Raw genomic sequence first — 17,019 nt, 5'->3', positions numbered from 1 at the left:
TGCAAAAAAATGGCCTTCTGATTCAGAAGGCCATTTTTTTTCTGGCAGGAGCAAAGGTGCATTTAAAGCGAGTATTCCTTATCGCAATGGCTTACCTTGCCGTTATTTGACACTCTCTAACCAAGGCGTTTGGCAATTTAATAAGACATATATGGATGGCACCGGAACATTCATATATGTCTCAATTATCTGTACTAGGAAGTGTCGTAGGCATCATATTTCATTATTTGCCGTACTAAACAGCTATTGACCACTTTCTCGTTATCAATAAAAGTCAGTTTATTCCTTGTCGCTTTTTGATGGGATAGATGCTTTTATTGCGTAAATGCAATTTAACCCAGTAGGAGAAGTGTGATGACAAGTCGAGTGTATGTTCTTGCTCAATTTAAGCCAAAGGCTGGTAAAGAAGCTGAGCTGTTTGAGGTTTTGAAAGCATTAGAACCAGACTCTTATCGGGAAGAAGGTTGTGTTCAATACATGCTGACTCGTCAGATCGATCACCCAAGCGCCTCAAGAAATGACTATCCTATTGTGTTTAATGAAATTTGGGATGACGCTGACTCTTGGGCTGCCCATGGTCGCAGGAAGCAGATTCAACACTTTTTCACTTCTCAAGTCGAGGCGGAAACAGGCTTAGTGGAAGATGCGATTGTCACGGCTTACAGTGATGAAGGCTATGATTACGATAAGCCTATTTTTGTATAGAGGCCTCGTATAATTAGCAAGGCTTTTTCTGTGACACAAGAATGCCAGTAGTTTAAGACTACTGGCATTTTTTTTATAAAAAACAGCTTTTATAAAAACAGCCAGTTAGTCAAAGTGCAAAGTAACCACATGATCAGTGCATAGTACCAATTGTTTGCCATAATGGCTTTGGCTGGAATGCCATAACGGCTGGTCATTAATAGGCCGAGTCCAGTTAAGGCGCTGCTGCCGGCGGATATGGCCCAAGCGCTTAAAAAGAGGAAGCCGAGCTGGGTAGGATGTGGCTGCAAAGGCAACAGCATGGGGCTGACGATGGCGATACTGACTAAGGGGTGAATCCCTAAATAGCTGATCAGAATCATACCTGCCAATACGGTTGAGAATAGCAAAGGACTAAAGTTGAAACTTTGTAAATTAAACAGTTCCGGATAGCAAAGAATGATGGCTGCGATGCCATTAGAAAAGATTCCTGCCCCCAGAAACAGCGCGAACTGACTGCCTATTAGTGGCAGTTTATGGTCGATAAAATGAAAGAGGGTTTTACCTCTTGGTTTGGTGCTCATAAAGAGAATTGCTGTGCTAGGAGAAAGCAAGCAAATAAGCACTAGAATGCTGGTAGTTGGCCAGAAGTAGTGAAATAAAATCACAGCACCGGCCAAACATGATGGAATAAATAGGCTTTCTAGACGAATAGGGTAGCCCTGAAATTCCTCATTGGTATGGCGGTAAGCATTAATACTGGACAGGATGATGGCGATTACTGCCATGCAGACTCCGGGAATGACGGTATCTTGCCATTTCATACCGGGCGAATAGGTGATGGCGACCCCGGTCGCGATGAAGAAGGGTGACCACCAAGCGGTAGCAGCAAAGCAACGACTCAGAAGAAATTGTTGCGCATGGGTTAGCTTGCCTGAGCCCTTGATGCGATCCGCGAATATCATTAGCACAGATAAATTAATTACAGACCCTAAAAGGTGTACTCCAAAAGCGGTATTGATAATTGCCTTAAGTCCCTTGGGTAAGGGGCGTTTAGCATCCGTAGGGCCAGTGAGATCTAAGAACGAGACAGCGACAAACATGGCTAATAGGGGAATGTTCACCGCGAGTACTTGTTGCCATGTCATCCATACCCCTTTTGAGGCCGCAAAGATAAGCGCCGCAATGCCGATTCCCATTAATATACTGACCTGACGCCTTGCTCCTTTTGGTAGGGCTTGCCACATGACGATATTGGCTCCCCAAGCAAATAAAGTCGGTAGCCATAAGGGGGCCCATTGAGCGAAAGACAACAGATAGAAAACCAGTGTCCCCAGTACGAACCAGCCTACGTGTTTTTGAATTGCCTTCATTGACTGGTGAGTACCCTTGTAGAGTGGAATAAGCAGGTGTTTTAGATAATGGAGTTTTGTTGTTCCACAATATCATAAGTTGGTTGATGCGCTACAGGGGGCTTCAGGAAGTAATGAGAATTTACTGTCCATACAGTTGTAAAACAGACACATAGAGAATACAGCTGGCGAGAGATGCTAGGGTTCGAACATGATTCCAGTGGCTCCAGTGCAAGAGGTAGTGTTGCCATACTTGCCTTGTCTTTACGGCAGAACCTTCTGCCGCCTGTAGCGCTTTATTCAATGGCACATTAAAACAAGCCGTGCATAAAAACATGCCAATAACATAAAGACCGCTGGCCGTAAGAAGCACAGCAGCGGGCCACGTGAAGTTGAACAAAGCGGTGAAAGCCAGCAACACTGAAGCAAGAGTGGATGCGAAGAAAAGCGGCATAAACCATGACCTTAAAATCACCCTATTGATGCTGTTCATCACTGCAACGGACTTTTCTGCATCGACCTGTTTAAGGGATGGCATGATAAAGGCTGAAAAAGCGAAATAGACGCCAGCCATGAGTCCTGAACTCACGGCCGCAAAACCAATGATGAAATACGTGATGTTGTTTAGCATGACTTGTCCCATACGCCGCTCGATAACGTTTTTTTAATGTAGTGCCTGAAATCGGTCGCAGGTCTTCCCAAGGCTTGTTCAACGCCATAGGTGATGTCACTGTTACGTCCATCAAAAACCACAGTGAAAAGTTCACGCATGAGCCATTGAATGTCTTGTGAAGCACCTTGTTCCTGTAATGCCCCGATAAAGTGATCGATGGGAATTTGCCTGTAATGTATTGGGTAGCCAACGGCCGTGGAAATTTCTTCGATACATTGACTGAAGGTCATTGGCCTCGGGCCTGTCACTTCAAATACTTGATTATGTAAATGAGGCTGGGTGAGCGCAGCGACCGCTACGTCGGCAATATCATCGGCATCGACAAAAGGTTCAGCGACATCACCCACGGGCAAGAAAAGTTCACCATTTGCTAGGCTTTCTGCCATGAAGCTCTCACTGAAATTTTGCTGAAACCAGCTGGCTCGAACAATGTTCCAAGTGAGGCCACTTTGTTGTAATACCTTTTCGGCACGCTGTGCGCCGTCTTCACCTCTCCCCGATAGTAAGACGATATGCTCTAGCTCTAATTCGAGGGCTAACCTCACAAAGTCTCTGATACTTTGCTCTGCACTAGGGATGGCAAGGTCAGGCTGGAAAGTAACATAGGCCGCACGACTTCCTGCCATAGCGGTACGCCACGAGTCTGGTTTTTCCCAGTCAAAACTTGGGGTGGTCGAGCGCGATACGGCGCGGGTTGTTATCCCTTGAGCTAGCAGTTGTTGGTTCACTCTAGCGCCAGTTTTGCCATTTTTACCGATAATAAGAATAGGTTGTGATTTCATTTTTTTGCTCTCCTGTGACGGCTATTAGCCGTATTTGATCAACTTAGGAGGTCAGTATGAGGTAAATAATAAATTCAATTAATGTTATAAACTCTATAAAATTTGATCTTTCATCCAAAATTATAGATTTTATGTTTTTGTTCGATAGAATCGAGATATGACAACAATACAACGCGATATTACTCAATTAGCGGACCCCCTTGGTGAAACGCTTTATCAGTTACGTTTAAACGGTAGCCTTTACTGTCGTTCAATCTTGACGGCCCCTTGGGGCATCGAAATGCCCGTCATTGAAGATAAAATGATGTTTCATATCATTACCTCTGGTAACTGCTGGCTACAGGTTAATGGTGAAGAGCCTTATTTTCTGCGGCAAGGAGCGTTGGCATTAGTACCCCATGGCCGTGGCCATAGAATTACCGATGAGCTTGATGTGCCCTGTGAAGGGTTATTTGATATTCCGGTTGATAAGGTGAGCGAGCGATATGAAATTATGCACTATGGCGGTGGTGGAAAGCGGACCGAAATGACCTGCGGCGTGGTGAGTTTTGACCACCTAGCAGGCCATCATTTGGTGGCTCAATTACCTAAGGTATTGGTCATCGATAGTTTGGGCGCTGACACGGATGGTTGGTTACAGCATACCTTGCGTTTTATTGCTCAAGAGGCAAGGGTGCTTAAACCCGGTGGCGAAACTCTGATTACCCACTTGGCGGATATTTTGTTGATACAAGTGATTCGACATTGGATCGAATCTTCCCCAGAAGCCGGTGAAGGTTGGCTGGCTGCCCTTAAAGATAAACAAATAGGCAAGGCGCTGGCCGCGATTCATCGTCACCCAGAACAGGATTGGACTGTGGAGGCTTTGGCGCGAGAAGTTGGCATGTCTCGGTCTGGCTTTTCGGCACGATTTTCTGAGCTAGTGGGGGATTCCGCTAAGCATTATCTGACCCGTTTACGCATGCAGATTGCCCGTAACAAGCTGATGAATTCCGTGGTTCCTATTGCCATTGTCGCCGAGCAAATGGGCTATGGTTCGGAAGCGGCTTTTTCCCGTGCCTTCAAGCGTTGCTTTGGTTTCTCTCCTAGTCATGCTCGTCACTAAGCCTTTTCTGATTCCTTACCCACACCCTTTTTAGACCTATATCAGCTTTGTATGAGATTTAAACAGTGATACCTGAATAAGGGAGTAAGCTGAAGGTATCTGCTGTGCCTTTATTTTTTGTTACGGAGAAAGCCTATGTTCCAAATATTCACTGATTTTGCCGGCTGGATCGTATTTGGTCTGATGGGTTTGTTGCCATCTAGTAAACTTGGTGATGCGTTACATTTCTTTGTGGAAGATGTGAGTAAAATTGCCGTACTGTTGGCGGTGATGATTTATGCCATTGCCTTGATTCGCGCCACGCTCAATGTAGAGCGAGTAAGAGACTACCTTTTGGGTAAACATAGGGCGATTGGCTATGTTTTAGGTTCAGTATTTGGCGCCATTACGCCTTTTTGTTCTTGTTCCAGTATTCCTGTTTTTCTTGGTTTTACCTCTGCGGGCATTCCTATCGGCATTACCATGTCTTTTTTAATTACTTCGCCTTTGATCAATGAAGTTGCCGTACTATTGTTGATGAGTTTATTGGGCTGGAAATTTACCCTCTTGTATGTGGTGGCTGGTATGGCTATCGGGATTTTCGGTGGGGTATTTCTGGATGCTATTCGAGCCGAACGTTGGTTGGAATCTTTCGCTTTGGAAGCCTTGCAGCGGGGGCAGGCTGATCAATCTGCCGGCGTCAATCATGGCGTAAAAGAGCAGACGGTAATGAGCTTTGCTGAGCGTCATCAATTTGCCAAAGCGGAAACCGTCGATATTTTCTCACGGGTGTGGAAATGGGTTATTGTTGGTGTTGGTTTAGGTGCAGCATTGCATGGTTTTGTACCGGATGGCTGGATTGAAGCGCACCTAGGGGGCGGCCAATGGTGGTCTGTACCGGCAGCAGTATTGCTGGGTATTCCTTTATATTCCAACGCGGTTGGGGTGATTCCTGTGATGGAAAGCTTGATTGTGAATGGTTTGCCTATTGGTACCGCACTGGCTTTTTGCATGAGCACCGTAGCGGCCAGCTTTCCAGAATTTATCTTGCTTAAACAAGTGATGCATTGGCGATTGCTAGCAACTTTATTTGTTATTTTGCTGGTGGCTTTTACTTTATTGGGTTGGTTGTTTAATGGGCTAACTCCTTATTTATAAGATCATTTTTAAACAAAAGGTTTCGAAAGGATAAATCATGAAAGTATTCAAAGTACTGGGTACCGGCTGTGCTAAATGTGTTAGCACAGAGCAACGTTTACAACAGGTTGCGGTGAGAATTGGCATAGAGGTTGGGGTGGAAAAGGTTCAAGACCCTCGGCAAATTATGGCTTATGGGGTGATGACGACGCCTGCTATCGTTTTGGACGAGAAGCTTGTTCACCAAGGCGGTATTCCTACCGTAGGGCAAATTGAAGCGTGGATTAAGGAATAAGAACAGCGAACTTTAGTCATCACTTATTACCTATTGAGACGGAAAAGCCAGATGCGAATAAAGCATTATCATCTGGCTTGTCTGGGTGCCTAGAAATGATCTTTAATGAGAACTTCGTCCAATTCTAATTGCCCACCTCTTGGCCAAGCGTCGGTTGTGCCTTTTCCGATGGCCAGCATCATAACGATCACATGATTTTCAGGGAGTCGAATGAGCTCGGAGACTTTTTCCATGTCAAAACCTATCATTGGGCTGGTTTGGTAACCTAGCTCGGTGGCCGCGAGCATGATGTTTTGCGCCGCCATGGCTCCAGAGCGAATAGCTTCGTCTCTTTGTAACCATTCTCTATCTCGGTAAAAGTCTTTCAGCATATTAACGAGAGTGTCCCGTGTTTCTTCTGTTGTGTTTTTCCAGTAACGCTCGGGTTGCTGATCCCAGGCTTTTGTATTGGCCGTAATAATAAGCAGCTCAGACGCTTCTGTTACCTGTACTTGCCCCCAAGCGGCGTCTTGTAATTGGCGGCGTTTTTCTTTATCGGTAATCTGTAAAAAACGCCAATGTTGAATATTGAAAGAGGTCGGTGCAAGCATGCCTGCCTTGATCATGGTTTGAAAATCCACGTCGCTGATTAGGTGCTTTTTGTCGAATTGTTTAATAGAGCGACGTGCTTGAATGGTGTCTAGGGTATTCATCTGTTTTCTCCAAATAATGTGTTTTGATGGCACTAAGTGTGGAGATTATTTAGTTTTGTTAAAATAGCTGTTATTGCGGATTCGCTTTTGCGTAAATTACAAAACTAATCGCGTTATCATGTCGGTTAAAAAATACCATGGGGGTTATGTTGTGTTAGAGGCAATGGAGCAATATGTGAAAGTCGTGGAACTCGGCTCCTTTAGTGCGGCGGCCAAGGTGCTTGGTAAGAATCCAAGTACCATTACACGCCGTTTTGATCAACTAGAGCATGAGCTAGGTACAAGGCTTATCATTCGTTCTACTCGTCGCCTAGAGCTAACGCCAGATGGTGAGCAATTTTATAGTCAATGTATTGGCATTTTAAGCTCAGTGGCGGAGGTGAAAGGGGGTTTCCAGAATAAAACCTCGCTAGTTAATGGGCTCATTCATCTCACCACTTTCGATACCTTTGGTCGGGAAACCCTCGTGCCTTTAATGCCAGCATTTCGCAAGCGTTATCCTCATGCTCGTGTAGCATTAAGCTTAGAAAATAAGATGACCGATTTACATGCCAGTCCCTATGATTTGGCGATACGTTATGGCCGACCAGAGGACTCTAATCTTATTTATCGCCCCTTGATGGAAATGTCTGCGGTCTTGGTCGCTGGGGCGGAATATGTCAATCAATGTCCGCCATTACACTCTCCTGAGGACTTGCACCAACATCCCTGCTTGGCATTTTTAAAGCCTCGTCAATTTACTTGGTGGTATTTTAATAAAGGTGCTGAGTCTCGCAAGGTGCGGATTGATCCGGTGCTGGCTTCTGAAGGTGGTGCTCCGCTGCTCATGTGGGCGAGGGCAAATCAAGGCGTTGCTCTGGTGAGTCGAGCCTTTGTTGAAGAAGATTTAGCGAGTGGACGATTGATTGAATTGTTGCCTGATTGGCAAGCCTCTTTGACCGAACATAATGCTGCAATGCTATATTTAACGTGGAAATCCGCTGCTGCGAAAAAGCCCATAGTAAGAGCCATGGTGGATTTTTTAGTTGAGGCTTTGGAGCCGAGGTATTCGTCTGCTGATGCCCTAAAAAACGACGACCCATCTGCGATTTAAGGAAACCATCTTATGAGTGCTGAACAGAGCAAAAACGATTTATTACTGCTGACTGTAGAGCAAATGGCGAGGGCAGACAGTGACGCTGTTCGTGCTGGGGTGCCAGCAGTTGATTTGATGGCGGCAGCAGGTAAAGCGGTAGCGGATGCTGTGCAAGAGCGTTGGTCGCCACGGCCTGTTTTAGTGCTTTGCGGCCCCGGAAATAATGGCGGCGATGGCTTTGTTATTGCCCGTCATTTGCAACAAGCCGGATGGCCAATAAGGCTGGCGTTTCTTGGTAATCAAGCAAAATTGTCAGCGGAAGCTCAGTATTTTTATCAAGCTTGGCAGGGCGACATTGCAGACTTCTCTGTCTCGTTATTGGAGCAAACCGAACTGGTGATTGATGCCATCTTTGGTGCGGGATTAGCCCGTCCGCTGGAAGGTATTGCACTGGAAATGATCACCGCCATGGCGGAACGCAAGACAGCTATTTGCGCGGTGGATGTACCGAGTGGATTGCATGGCAGTACAGGACAAGCGCTTGGCATGGTTGCCCCTGCAGAACTGACCGTGACCTTTTTCCGTAAAAAACCGGGGCATTTACTGTTTCCCGGCCGTGGCCTGTGCGGTGAGTTAGTGGTGGCGGACATCGGCATTCCGGCGTCTGTATTGGACGAGATCGAGGTGAATGTTTGGCAAAACCACCCAGCGCTTTGGCAGCAAAACTACCCTTGGCCACGTCTCGATGGGCATAAGTTTCATCGTGGTCATGCCCTGATATTTGGTGGTGAAACCCTAACTGGGGCAAGTCGTTTAACCGCCCGTGGTGCCATGCGAGTTGGGGCTGGTTTGGTGAGTTTGGCTGTGCCGAGTAAAGTCTGGCCTATCTATGCCAATGCCTTGACTGGCGCCATGGTGAGTAAATTAGAACTCGGTCAAGAAACCGAAGACTTTGAAGAGTTATTATTAGATCCGCGTCGTAATGCTATTGCCGTTGGACCCGGCGCAGGCTTGGTGGCGTTTGAGAGTGTGCGTACCCGTAAAATAGCGCTTGCTGCATTGGTGACAGAACGGGCTACGGTGTTAGATGCCGATGCCTTAAGTGCCTTTGCAAGTGATCCCCAAGTGCTGTTTGACGCCATAGCAGGGCCCTGTGTGCTAACACCCCATGAAGGGGAGTTTGCGCGTTTATTTCCCCGTATTAATGAAACCGCGAATGGCGTGATGCAGGACAAGCTTACGCGTGCTCGACTGGCTGCCAAGCAAAGTGGTGCTGTGGTGGTATTAAAAGGCGCGGATACCCTAATCGCCGCACCAGATGGACGAGCCATGATCAACACCAATGCCCCAGCAGAGTTAGCCACGGGCGGTTCGGGAGATGTACTTACAGGCTTTATTGTTGGCTTGCTGGCGCAAGGCGTTGAAGCCTTTGATGCGGCCGCCATGGCAGTGTGGTTGCATGGTGCCGTGGCAGCGGACTTCGGTGCGGGATTGATCGCCGAAGATTTGCCCGACCACCTACCGAAGATATTGAATGCCTTTATTCAGCAGCAAGCCTTGGCAAGAGAGGTTCGGTAAGGATAACGCTAAGTGTTTAATAGTGTTCTCGATGGTGTTGCTTTGTGTAGGGTGTTTGTTTTCATGGCTAGTATGATTAGCGACTGAACGAATCTGTTAGAAAACGATCATAAGTGCAATAAATTGAGCTGAATATTCGATTGGCGTTTGTGTGTGAAAACGAATTGGATTCGAATAGAGTGATGCTTTTTGTTTGATGATTCGATTTTATAAACACCTCAATTCAGTTTTAAGGGCTTGATCTAAATCAAAATACTGATAGTTTTGCTCCCAATAAAAATAAATGACATTTAGTAGTGGATAATTCTATGTTCGATCGCTATCAAGATAATGGCGTAAGCGCCTTGTCTCAATTTAAAGTTCCTCATCTTTGCCTTGGTGTTGTGGCGGCTTCTTTGTTAAGCATTTCGGCCTCGACTCAAGCGGATACTTCTTCTCATGTTTCTGTCTCCAACAGTACATCTCAACCCAATATCTTATTGATTATGGCGGATGACTTAGGTTATTCCGACCTGAGTGCTTTCGGCAGTGAAATCAATACACCAAATATTGATGCCTTGGCAACGCAAGGTCGCATGTTAACCAATTTTCATACGGCTGCTGTGTGTTCTCCTACTCGATCTAGCTTGATGACAGGGGTAGACCATCATCTTGCTGGTATGGGGAATATGGGTGAAGTGGTGGGTATTAATATCCTTAAAAATAGGCCGATTAATGCGCCATGGGGAAAGTCCAACACCTACGATTTTGACAATATCCCAGAAGGTTATCGCGGGCATTTAAGCCCTAAAACGGCGTCTATGCCGGAACTTTTGTCTGATGCGGGTTACCACACTTATATGGTGGGTAAATGGCATTTGGCCTATGACATTAAGCGGCCAGATAAAAAGCATAAGGCTTTTTATCGCATCAATAAAACAGCGCTGCCTTATGCCCGTGGTTTCGATAAATCTTTTTCTTTAGTCAATGGTGGCGGTTCTCATTTCGCGCCATCTAACCCGCCTACACCTCTGGATATAGTGATGTATGCAGACAATGATCGCTTGATGCCTGCTAAGGCTTTGCCGAAAGATTTTTATTCCACCGAGTTTTATACCAATAAGCTGATTGACTATATTGATTCGAATCATGGCGATGGCAAACCTTTCTTTGCTTATGCCGCTTACACGGCTCCCCATTGGCCATTGCAAGCGCCGCAAGCGGATATTGAAGCGCATAAAGGGCGTTATGATGCTGGCTACGAGGTAATCAAGCAGCGTCGTATTGAACGCATGAAGGCGTTGGGTTTGATCGATACGACGCTCCAAGCCGATAGTGGTGCGATTGGTCCAAAACGTTGGAACGAACTAAATTCACAAGATAAGTTGAAAGAAGCAAAATCCATGGAGATTTATGCCGCCATGGTGAGTAATTTAGATCGTCATATTGGTCGGTTAGTGGCGCATTTAAAAGACATTAATGAATACGACAATACCTTGATTATGTTTATGTCTGACAATGGTGCGGAAGGGGCGTCGGCCTTTGCGCCGCCGATTCCTGGCACCAAGATCAATAATGCCATAGATAATATGGGCAAGCCCGGTTCTGTGGTGGCTTATGGCCCTCGTTGGGCAGAAGTGAGTTCAGCTCCGTTCCGTTTATTTAAGGGCTTTACTGGTGCGGAAGGTGGCACAGCTTCGCCGCTGATCGTTAAGTTGAATGGTCAGCAAGACCAACGTCCAACGTCGAATGCGCGTGTGCAGATAACAGATATTTTACCGACTTTTTTAGCTGCGGCGGGTGTTGCTAAGCCGAGCAGCCAGTATAAAGGTAAGGATATTTATGTGCCTAGCGGTGTGTCTTTCTTGGCAGAGTTGCAGAACTCGGGGAATTTCTCTCGTGTTCATCCTAAGGGCACGGTATTGGCCGATGAACTAATGGGCGCCAGCTATGTGTTGAAAGATAACTGGAAGTTGAGTCAGCAAGCACCGTTGAGTAAAAAACCAGTGTTTAGAAAGGATGTGCCTTGGGCCTTGTATGATGTGTCTAAGGATCGTGGCGAAACGCAAGATCTAGCCGCCCAGTATCCGCAATTGGTCAAGCAGTTGAAAGGGGCTTTTCAAGAGTATGTGAGTGATAATAAGGTCATTGAGCATGCGGCTTCTTATAGTGGTCGTTAAGACGTATTTTTGATCTGTTTGATAAAGGCTGTGTGATGAGTCAAGTTATGGAGCGAATAAATAACTTCGGAGTGATGGCGAAGCCAAGCAGTTCGGTCTGTAATATTGACTGTACCTATTGTTTTTATCTGGAAAAAGAGCATCTTTACCCAGAAAGAAAAAAACGCTGGCGCATGGACAATACCACCTTAGAAAATTACATTCGGGATCAGATTCAATCGCAAAAAAGTGATGTCATTGATTTTGTTTGGCAGGGAGGCGAGCCCACGCTATTGGGGGTGGACTTCTTTCGCCAAGCGATTGCGTTTCAGCAGCAGTATCGAGGGTATAAGACCATTACCAACTCGCTGCAAACGAATGCTACCTTGCTGGATGAGGAGTGGGCACTCTTCTTAAAAGAGCACCAGTTTTTGATTGGGGTGTCGATTGATGGGGATCGCATCAGTAATGATACCTATCGCCTTTCCCGTAAAGGAAAAAGCACCTTTGACGATACGCTCAGGGGGCTTGCCCTGCTCAAAAAACACCATGTGGATTTTAATACCCTAACCGTGGTAAATGCGGAAAACGTCAAGCGTCCGTTAAATGTCTATGCCTTCTTGAAGCGCATTGGCAGTCAATATATGCAGTTTATTCCCTTGGTTGAGCGTAAAGCTATTGTGCCAGACCGAGATGGTTTGATCCTGATTCAGCCAACGTTTGATGGGGAATCTAATCTAGCAGAATGGTCAGTACCAGCGAAGGCCTATGGTAAGTTTCTTAATACGATTTTTGACCATTGGGTGCAGCAGGATCTAGGCAAAATCTTCGTGATGAATTTTGAGCAAACCATGAGCCAGCTAGCGGGTCGGCCGGGGGCTTGCGTGTTTAGTGAAACCTGTGGCAACGGTTTAGCGATGGAATCCAATGGGGATGTGTATTCCTGCGATCATTATGTTTACCCCGAACATAAGCTGGGTAATGTGAATGAAACCTCGCTAATCGAGTTAGTAAACTTGCCGCAAAACCTCAAGTTCGGTGAAGATAAGTTGACCAACATTAGCACCGATTGCCATCAATGTGAGGTGCGTTCCGTGTGCCATGGTGGCTGCCCCAAACACAGGTTTGAGGCATCCAGCGATGGTTTGCTTAATCGTAATTATTTATGCGATGGCTTTAAATCACATTTCAGTCATGCTGTACCGAAAATGTCCCATACTCTGGGCCTTCTTAGTCAGCAAGTTCCGATCAAGAAAATCAAACAAGACATAAAGAAAAGCTTTTATTCTTAACAGAGTGGCTCTCCTTGAGGGCAGCTCTGCTTGTTTTATTCTATGTCCATGTTCGTGGTGGCTTCCTTTAAGATATTCCTGAGCCAAATAAGGCCTTCATCGTTGTTTCTGTATTGATGCCATTGTATGCATTGTTTCATAGGTGGAATGTCGAAGGGTAAGGGTAAGATTTTTAGTGGCCATACTTTGGCCATTTTTTGTGCCAGCCGAACGTGAATAGTGGCGATGTTTTCTGACCCTATTACCAATGCGGGTAGTGAGGTGAAGCTGAAGGTAGTGGCTGTTAATCGGCGTTTGATGCCGTATTTTTGTACCAGGGTGGTTTCGAAAAAATCTTTTTTAATGCCCCATGGGCGCATCAATACATGGCCCACTTCTGCATATTTTTCCTTTGTTAGCTCTCCTTTTGCTATCTCGCTGTGCTGCCATACCACACACACAAACTCTTCTTCGTAGAGGACTTCTTTAGGGTGCTCGTTCGAGGTGAAGCCTTCCGGAATAACCAAGAGGTCGGCTTGACCTCGTTCTAGTTGTTCGTGGGGGTTTTCCACTTGCGCCAAAAATTGGAAGCGGGCGGAGCTTTTTTGTTTGCCGATTAATTCTAGGGCGTGAGGTGCGAGCACGGTCTGGGTGTAATCTGAGCAAAAAAGACTAAAGATACGATCCGTTGTTTGTGGGTCAAAGCTGGGTTGTACCAGGATGGTACTTTCTATGTTGTTCAATGCATTACGTACATTCACCTTCAGGCTTTCGCCCAATGGGGTAATCACCATTTTCCGACCTATTTGCGTTAGCAGGTCATCCTCAAAATAATCCCTCAGCCTCGAAAGGGAGTTGCTTAAGGCGGATGGGCTCATGTTAAGTTTTTCGGCACCTTTGGTGATGCTTTGTTCGGTGAGTAGGGTGTCTAGGGCGACCAATAAATTGAGGTCGAGTTTTTTAAAACGCATTGGTGGTGTCCCGTTCTTCTGTGTCGTTTGATCATTCGATCGGATCGAATGGTTGATTTAGTTTAAAGGATTTTTCTGAAAGGTCACAGTCATTTACATTAAGCCTGTTCTTAATACATAAAAATAAAATTTGAGAGGAAGAACAAGTGAAAACAACTAACCCCATGCCGTTTCGGTTAAAGGCGTTGGCGATAGCCATTGTCTCTAGTACATCCACCGCTTATGCATTTCAGATAGATACAGCAAATTCTGATGTTAGGATGAGCTTCAATAATACAGTTAAATACAGTACCGCTTTTCGTCTTAAAAATCAGTCTGATTTATTGTCAGGGACTGATGGGACGGTTAATGGTGTTGGTGCCGATGCCAAAAACTTTAACGATGGTAACAACAACTTTAATAAAGGTGTTGTTTCTAATCGTTTAGATTTACTTAGTGAATTTGATCTTAGTTATCAGGAACGCTTTGGTTTACGAGTCAGCGGTGCTGCTTGGTATGACGCTGAATACCACAAAAAAAATGATAACACTAGCGACACATCTAATGCTTATGTAACCGATGAGTTTTTACCTAGTACCAGAAGGACTATGGGTGAAGACTCAGAGTTTTTGGATGCTTTTGTATACGCACGTTTTCCTGTCAAAGATGGTATGGAAGGCACTTTGCGTGCAGGCCGTCACAGTCTTCTATGGGGTGAAAGCTTGTTCTATGGAATGAACAGTGTAGCAGCCTCAAACGGGCCTATGGATATTGTGAAATTGACCTCGGTTCCAGGTTCAACTACCAAAGAAACTATTCGTCCTACTGGTAAAGTGTCTATAGATTTGCCGCTCACAGAAGATGTTTCTCTTGGCGCTTATATTGGCTATGAGTGGGAAAAATCGCGCCTTCCTCCATCAGGAGCTTATTTAGCGGCAGGCGACCCTGTTGAAGGGATTAAGATCAAAACCCCAGCGGGTGAGTTGAAAAACGAGTCTGATCTTTCTCCTTCTGATAGTGGCCAGTATGGTTTGCAATTGAAGGTGACGGATTTCGATTTAGATATTGATTATGGTTTCTATGCCACGCGCTATCATTCTGCAACCCCAGCGAATAACTATTTTTATATTGAAGAGAGACAATTTGCTGGCGGTATGGCTGGGCCACCAGTTAAAGGTTCATACCGTTGGGTTTATGCAGAAGGTATTGAATCCTATGGAGCTAGTCTTGCAAAAACGGTTGGTCGTTGGAGTTTAGCGGGTGAAGTCTCATATCGTCGTAATGCGCCTTTAGCTAGCTATACGCAGGACTCTTCTGATGTTGGTGGTATTAATAGAAACTACAATGGTACAGACAATCCCGGTTATGCAGTAGGTGAAACTGCTCATGCTCAGTTTAGCTGGTTGGCTAATGTACCAACCTTTATTTCTCGGGAAGCCGTTTTTTTAGGGGAGGTTGCTTGGAATACACGTGTTAAAACGACGAAAAATGAAGCTATGCTAAACCCTTACTCTGACAAATCAGCTATGGCTGTTCGTATGATATTTAAGCCAACGTACCGTCAAGTGTTTGATGGCGTTGATCTTAGTCCGTCTATTGGTGTTAGTCATACTGTTGGTAAGTCATCTGCAATAGGTCCTGCATTTGGTGTTGATGGTGGTGGAGACATTAATCTTGGGCTTAGTGCTGTGTACTTGAATAAGTGGAACTTTACTATGAATTATGTCAGCTATTATGGGCAAGCAGCGCCATTCCAGATTGATGGTAAAGCCCCGAATACTAACCCGCCAAAAGCTAGCTATCTACAGCCTCTTAAAGACCGTGACTTTATCTCAGCTTCTGTAAGCACCACCTTTTAATTTTTTGGAGAATGATGATGTATAACAATAAAAAACACTCTCTTAGTATGCTTTTTACGGCCACGGTACTAGGTTGTTTTTCACTGGCGACTCAGGCGGCTGTTAGCCCAGAGCAAGCCGCTAGATTGGGTGCCGATTTGACCCCTTTTGGTGGGGAAAAGGCGGGTAACGCGGATGGTTCTATTCCAGCTTGGACTGGTGGATTTAATGACCCCATTCCAGGGCAAAAGTTGGGCGGTAATCGCCTTGATCCTTATGCTGACGAGAAGCCTTTGTACTCGGTGACGGCCGCAAATATGGATCAGTACGCCGATAAGTTGACTGACGGCGTGAAGGCGATGCTGAAAAAATATCCTGATACTTACCGTTTGGATGTTTATCCAACCCACAGGACGGCGACAGCGCCTGCTTGGGTATATGACTTCACAGTGCAGAATGCGTTAAAAGCTAAGCTAAATGGCGATGACTTAGTTGGTGCCTATGGTGGCATTCCTTTCCCGATTCCACAAAACGGCTTGGAAGCGATGAATAATCACCGTTTGTCTTGGAGAGGTGTAAGTTGGGAAACCAAGCTTAACCAATACCAGATTACCTCTAACGGTAATGTCGTGTTGACGACAGATGGTATTTTGAAAAACCAAATGCCTTATTACTTTGATGATGGCTCAAGTGAAGACTTCGATGGCTATTTCTGGGAGATCAACCTTGAAAACGTTGGGCCACCAATTCGTGCCGGTGAACGTATTGTAGGTCGTACCAACATAGAAGCCGATAAATCTAAGTCTTATGTTTATCTGACTGGTCAGCGTCGGGTTCGTAAACTGCCTAATGCCTGTTGTGATACACCAACGCCTGCTTCGGCTGGGTTGATGTCCTTCGATGAATTAAGTGTATTTTCTGGCCGTACTGACCTGTTTAATTGGAAGCTATTGGGTAAGAAAGAAATGCTGATCCCATACAATGAAAACCGCTTCTTACAATACCCAAATGACCAGTTAATTACGGGGAGCCACTTGAACCCAGAGACGGTTCGTTGGGAACTACACCGTGTGTGGGAAGTAGAGGCAACCCTTGCTGAGGGCAAACGCCATCCGGCAGTGCGAAGTAAGTACTACCTTGACGAAGATACTTGGCAAGCGGCCCTAGGTGATCGTTGGGATTCAAATGGTGATCTGTGGAAAACCTTGTGGCAGTTCAACTACGTGATGCCTGATTACCCAGGTACGATTCCACAAACCTTTGGTTTCTACAACTTGCTTTCTAGCGAAGCTTACATAGCTAATGTGATGAATGGTAAGGAAGCTCAGCGTATACCGGTTGAACGTTTCCCAACGAGTACTTTTACGGGCCAAGGTTTGGCACGTCAGGGAACACGATAAGGTTCATTTGATGCTCGGTTGAGTAAGGATTTTGTATCAGAGGGTGGGTTCTATCCTTACCCCCTTTTGG

General features: G+C 45.6%; 15 protein-coding genes. 10 read left to right on the top strand and 5 right to left on the bottom strand.

What is annotated here, in order from left to right; genetic code table 11:
• Nucleotides 1-354: 354 nt before the first annotated feature.
• A complete protein-coding gene (locus I8J31_RS13330; RefSeq protein ID WP_199469069.1) occupies nt 355-705 on the top strand; it encodes a putative quinol monooxygenase in 351 nt (116 codons plus the stop codon).
• Between the two features lie 89 nt (nt 706-794).
• Here I8J31_RS13330 and I8J31_RS13325 read toward each other — a convergent pair whose 3' ends face one another.
• From I8J31_RS13325 to I8J31_RS13315, 3 genes are all read right to left on the bottom strand, one after another.
• Nucleotides 795-2,057 (bottom strand): hypothetical protein, encoded by a 1,263-nt coding sequence (locus I8J31_RS13325; RefSeq protein ID WP_199469068.1) that lies wholly within the window; start codon nt 2,055-2,057, stop codon nt 795-797.
• A gap of 121 nt (nt 2,058-2,178) precedes the next feature.
• The gene (locus I8J31_RS13320; protein WP_199469067.1) at nt 2,179-2,667 is read right to left on the bottom strand and encodes an anthrone oxygenase family protein; all 489 of its coding nucleotides are present in this window, start codon (nt 2,665-2,667) and stop codon (nt 2,179-2,181) included.
• Nucleotides 2,661-3,491 (bottom strand): SDR family oxidoreductase, encoded by an 831-nt coding sequence (locus tag I8J31_RS13315; protein ID WP_199469066.1) that lies wholly within the window; start codon nt 3,489-3,491, stop codon nt 2,661-2,663. The genes I8J31_RS13320 and I8J31_RS13315 overlap by 7 nt, the downstream gene beginning before the upstream one ends.
• 157 nt (nt 3,492-3,648) lie before the next feature.
• Here I8J31_RS13315 and I8J31_RS13310 point away from each other — a divergent pair, with 157 nt between their 5' ends.
• The 3 genes from I8J31_RS13310 (at nt 3,649) to I8J31_RS13300 (ending at nt 6,007) form a co-directional block, all read left to right on the top strand.
• Nucleotides 3,649-4,596: an AraC family transcriptional regulator gene (locus I8J31_RS13310; RefSeq protein WP_199469065.1), complete on the top strand. Its 948-nt coding sequence runs from the start codon at nt 3,649-3,651 to the stop codon at nt 4,594-4,596.
• A 135-nt stretch (nt 4,597-4,731) separates the two neighbouring features.
• A complete protein-coding gene (locus tag I8J31_RS13305) occupies nt 4,732-5,733 on the top strand; it encodes a permease (protein WP_199469064.1) in 1,002 nt (333 codons plus the stop codon).
• A 37-nt stretch (nt 5,734-5,770) separates the two neighbouring features.
• The gene (locus tag I8J31_RS13300; protein ID WP_199469063.1) at nt 5,771-6,007 is read left to right on the top strand and encodes a thioredoxin family protein; all 237 of its coding nucleotides are present in this window, start codon (nt 5,771-5,773) and stop codon (nt 6,005-6,007) included.
• A gap of 89 nt (nt 6,008-6,096) precedes the next feature.
• Here the strand turns inward: I8J31_RS13300 and I8J31_RS13295 are convergent, their stop codons facing one another.
• Complete coding sequence (locus I8J31_RS13295; RefSeq protein WP_199469062.1) at nt 6,097-6,699, bottom strand: nitroreductase family protein; 603 nt, start codon at nt 6,697-6,699, stop codon at nt 6,097-6,099.
• Between the two features lie 118 nt (nt 6,700-6,817).
• On the opposite strand from I8J31_RS13295, the gene I8J31_RS13290 reads away from it, so the two are divergent.
• The 4 genes from I8J31_RS13290 (at nt 6,818) to I8J31_RS13275 (ending at nt 12,782) form a co-directional block, all read left to right on the top strand.
• On the top strand, nt 6,818-7,792 hold the full coding sequence (locus tag I8J31_RS13290; protein WP_233402767.1) for a LysR family transcriptional regulator: 975 nt from the start codon (nt 6,818-6,820) through the stop codon (nt 7,790-7,792).
• Nucleotides 7,793-7,804: 12 nt separating this feature from the next.
• Nucleotides 7,805-9,352, top strand: coding sequence for an NAD(P)H-hydrate dehydratase (locus I8J31_RS13285; RefSeq protein WP_199469061.1), 1,548 nt, complete (start codon nt 7,805-7,807; stop codon nt 9,350-9,352).
• A 308-nt stretch (nt 9,353-9,660) separates the two neighbouring features.
• Nucleotides 9,661-11,511, top strand: a complete 1,851-nt coding sequence (locus I8J31_RS13280; protein WP_199469060.1) for an arylsulfatase — start codon at nt 9,661-9,663, stop codon at nt 11,509-11,511.
• A gap of 35 nt (nt 11,512-11,546) precedes the next feature.
• Nucleotides 11,547-12,782, top strand: a complete 1,236-nt coding sequence (locus tag I8J31_RS13275; RefSeq protein ID WP_199469059.1) for an anaerobic sulfatase maturase — start codon at nt 11,547-11,549, stop codon at nt 12,780-12,782.
• Nucleotides 12,783-12,817: 35 nt separating this feature from the next.
• On the opposite strand, the gene I8J31_RS13270 is transcribed toward I8J31_RS13275, so the two are convergent.
• The gene (locus tag I8J31_RS13270; protein WP_199469058.1) at nt 12,818-13,732 is read right to left on the bottom strand and encodes a LysR family transcriptional regulator; all 915 of its coding nucleotides are present in this window, start codon (nt 13,730-13,732) and stop codon (nt 12,818-12,820) included.
• Nucleotides 13,733-13,878: 146 nt separating this feature from the next.
• Between I8J31_RS13270 and I8J31_RS13265 the strand changes: the two genes are divergently transcribed.
• A complete protein-coding gene (locus I8J31_RS13265) occupies nt 13,879-15,570 on the top strand; it encodes a DUF1302 domain-containing protein (RefSeq protein ID WP_325101205.1) in 1,692 nt (563 codons plus the stop codon).
• 17 nt (nt 15,571-15,587) lie between these two features.
• A complete protein-coding gene (locus I8J31_RS13260; protein ID WP_199469057.1) occupies nt 15,588-16,949 on the top strand; it encodes a DUF1329 domain-containing protein in 1,362 nt (453 codons plus the stop codon).
• The last annotated feature ends 70 nt before the right edge of the window (nt 16,950-17,019 follow it).

The sequence above is a fragment of the Marinomonas transparens genome, from assembly GCF_016463975.1.
In the GTDB taxonomy this organism is placed as follows: Bacteria; Pseudomonadota; Gammaproteobacteria; order Pseudomonadales; family Marinomonadaceae; genus Marinomonas; species Marinomonas transparens.
Note: the sequence above shows the minus strand (reverse complement) of the source record. Positions and strands in the feature narration are given on the sequence as shown.

Bases quoted from the DNA above. Each gene is read 5' to 3' on its own strand.
- I8J31_RS13330 (WP_199469069.1), top strand. From the start codon at position 355: ATGACAAGTCGAGTGTATGTTCTTGCTCAATTTAAGCCAAAGGCTGGT.
- I8J31_RS13325 (WP_199469068.1), bottom strand. From the start codon at position 2,057: ATGAAGGCAATTCAAAAACACGTAGGCTGGTTCGTACTGGGGACACTG.
- I8J31_RS13320 (WP_199469067.1), bottom strand. From the start codon at position 2,667: ATGCTAAACAACATCACGTATTTCATCATTGGTTTTGCGGCCGTGAGT.
- I8J31_RS13315 (WP_199469066.1), bottom strand. From the start codon at position 3,491: ATGAAATCACAACCTATTCTTATTATCGGTAAAAATGGCAAAACTGGC.
- I8J31_RS13310 (WP_199469065.1), top strand. From the start codon at position 3,649: ATGACAACAATACAACGCGATATTACTCAATTAGCGGACCCCCTTGGT.
- I8J31_RS13305 (WP_199469064.1), top strand. From the start codon at position 4,732: ATGTTCCAAATATTCACTGATTTTGCCGGCTGGATCGTATTTGGTCTG.
- I8J31_RS13300 (WP_199469063.1), top strand. From the start codon at position 5,771: ATGAAAGTATTCAAAGTACTGGGTACCGGCTGTGCTAAATGTGTTAGC.
- I8J31_RS13295 (WP_199469062.1), bottom strand. From the start codon at position 6,699: ATGAATACCCTAGACACCATTCAAGCACGTCGCTCTATTAAACAATTC.
- I8J31_RS13290 (WP_233402767.1), top strand. From the start codon at position 6,818: ATGTCGGTTAAAAAATACCATGGGGGTTATGTTGTGTTAGAGGCAATG.
- I8J31_RS13285 (WP_199469061.1), top strand. From the start codon at position 7,805: ATGAGTGCTGAACAGAGCAAAAACGATTTATTACTGCTGACTGTAGAG.
- I8J31_RS13280 (WP_199469060.1), top strand. From the start codon at position 9,661: ATGTTCGATCGCTATCAAGATAATGGCGTAAGCGCCTTGTCTCAATTT.
- I8J31_RS13275 (WP_199469059.1), top strand. From the start codon at position 11,547: ATGAGTCAAGTTATGGAGCGAATAAATAACTTCGGAGTGATGGCGAAG.
- I8J31_RS13270 (WP_199469058.1), bottom strand. From the start codon at position 13,732: ATGCGTTTTAAAAAACTCGACCTCAATTTATTGGTCGCCCTAGACACC.
- I8J31_RS13260 (WP_199469057.1), top strand. From the start codon at position 15,588: ATGTATAACAATAAAAAACACTCTCTTAGTATGCTTTTTACGGCCACG.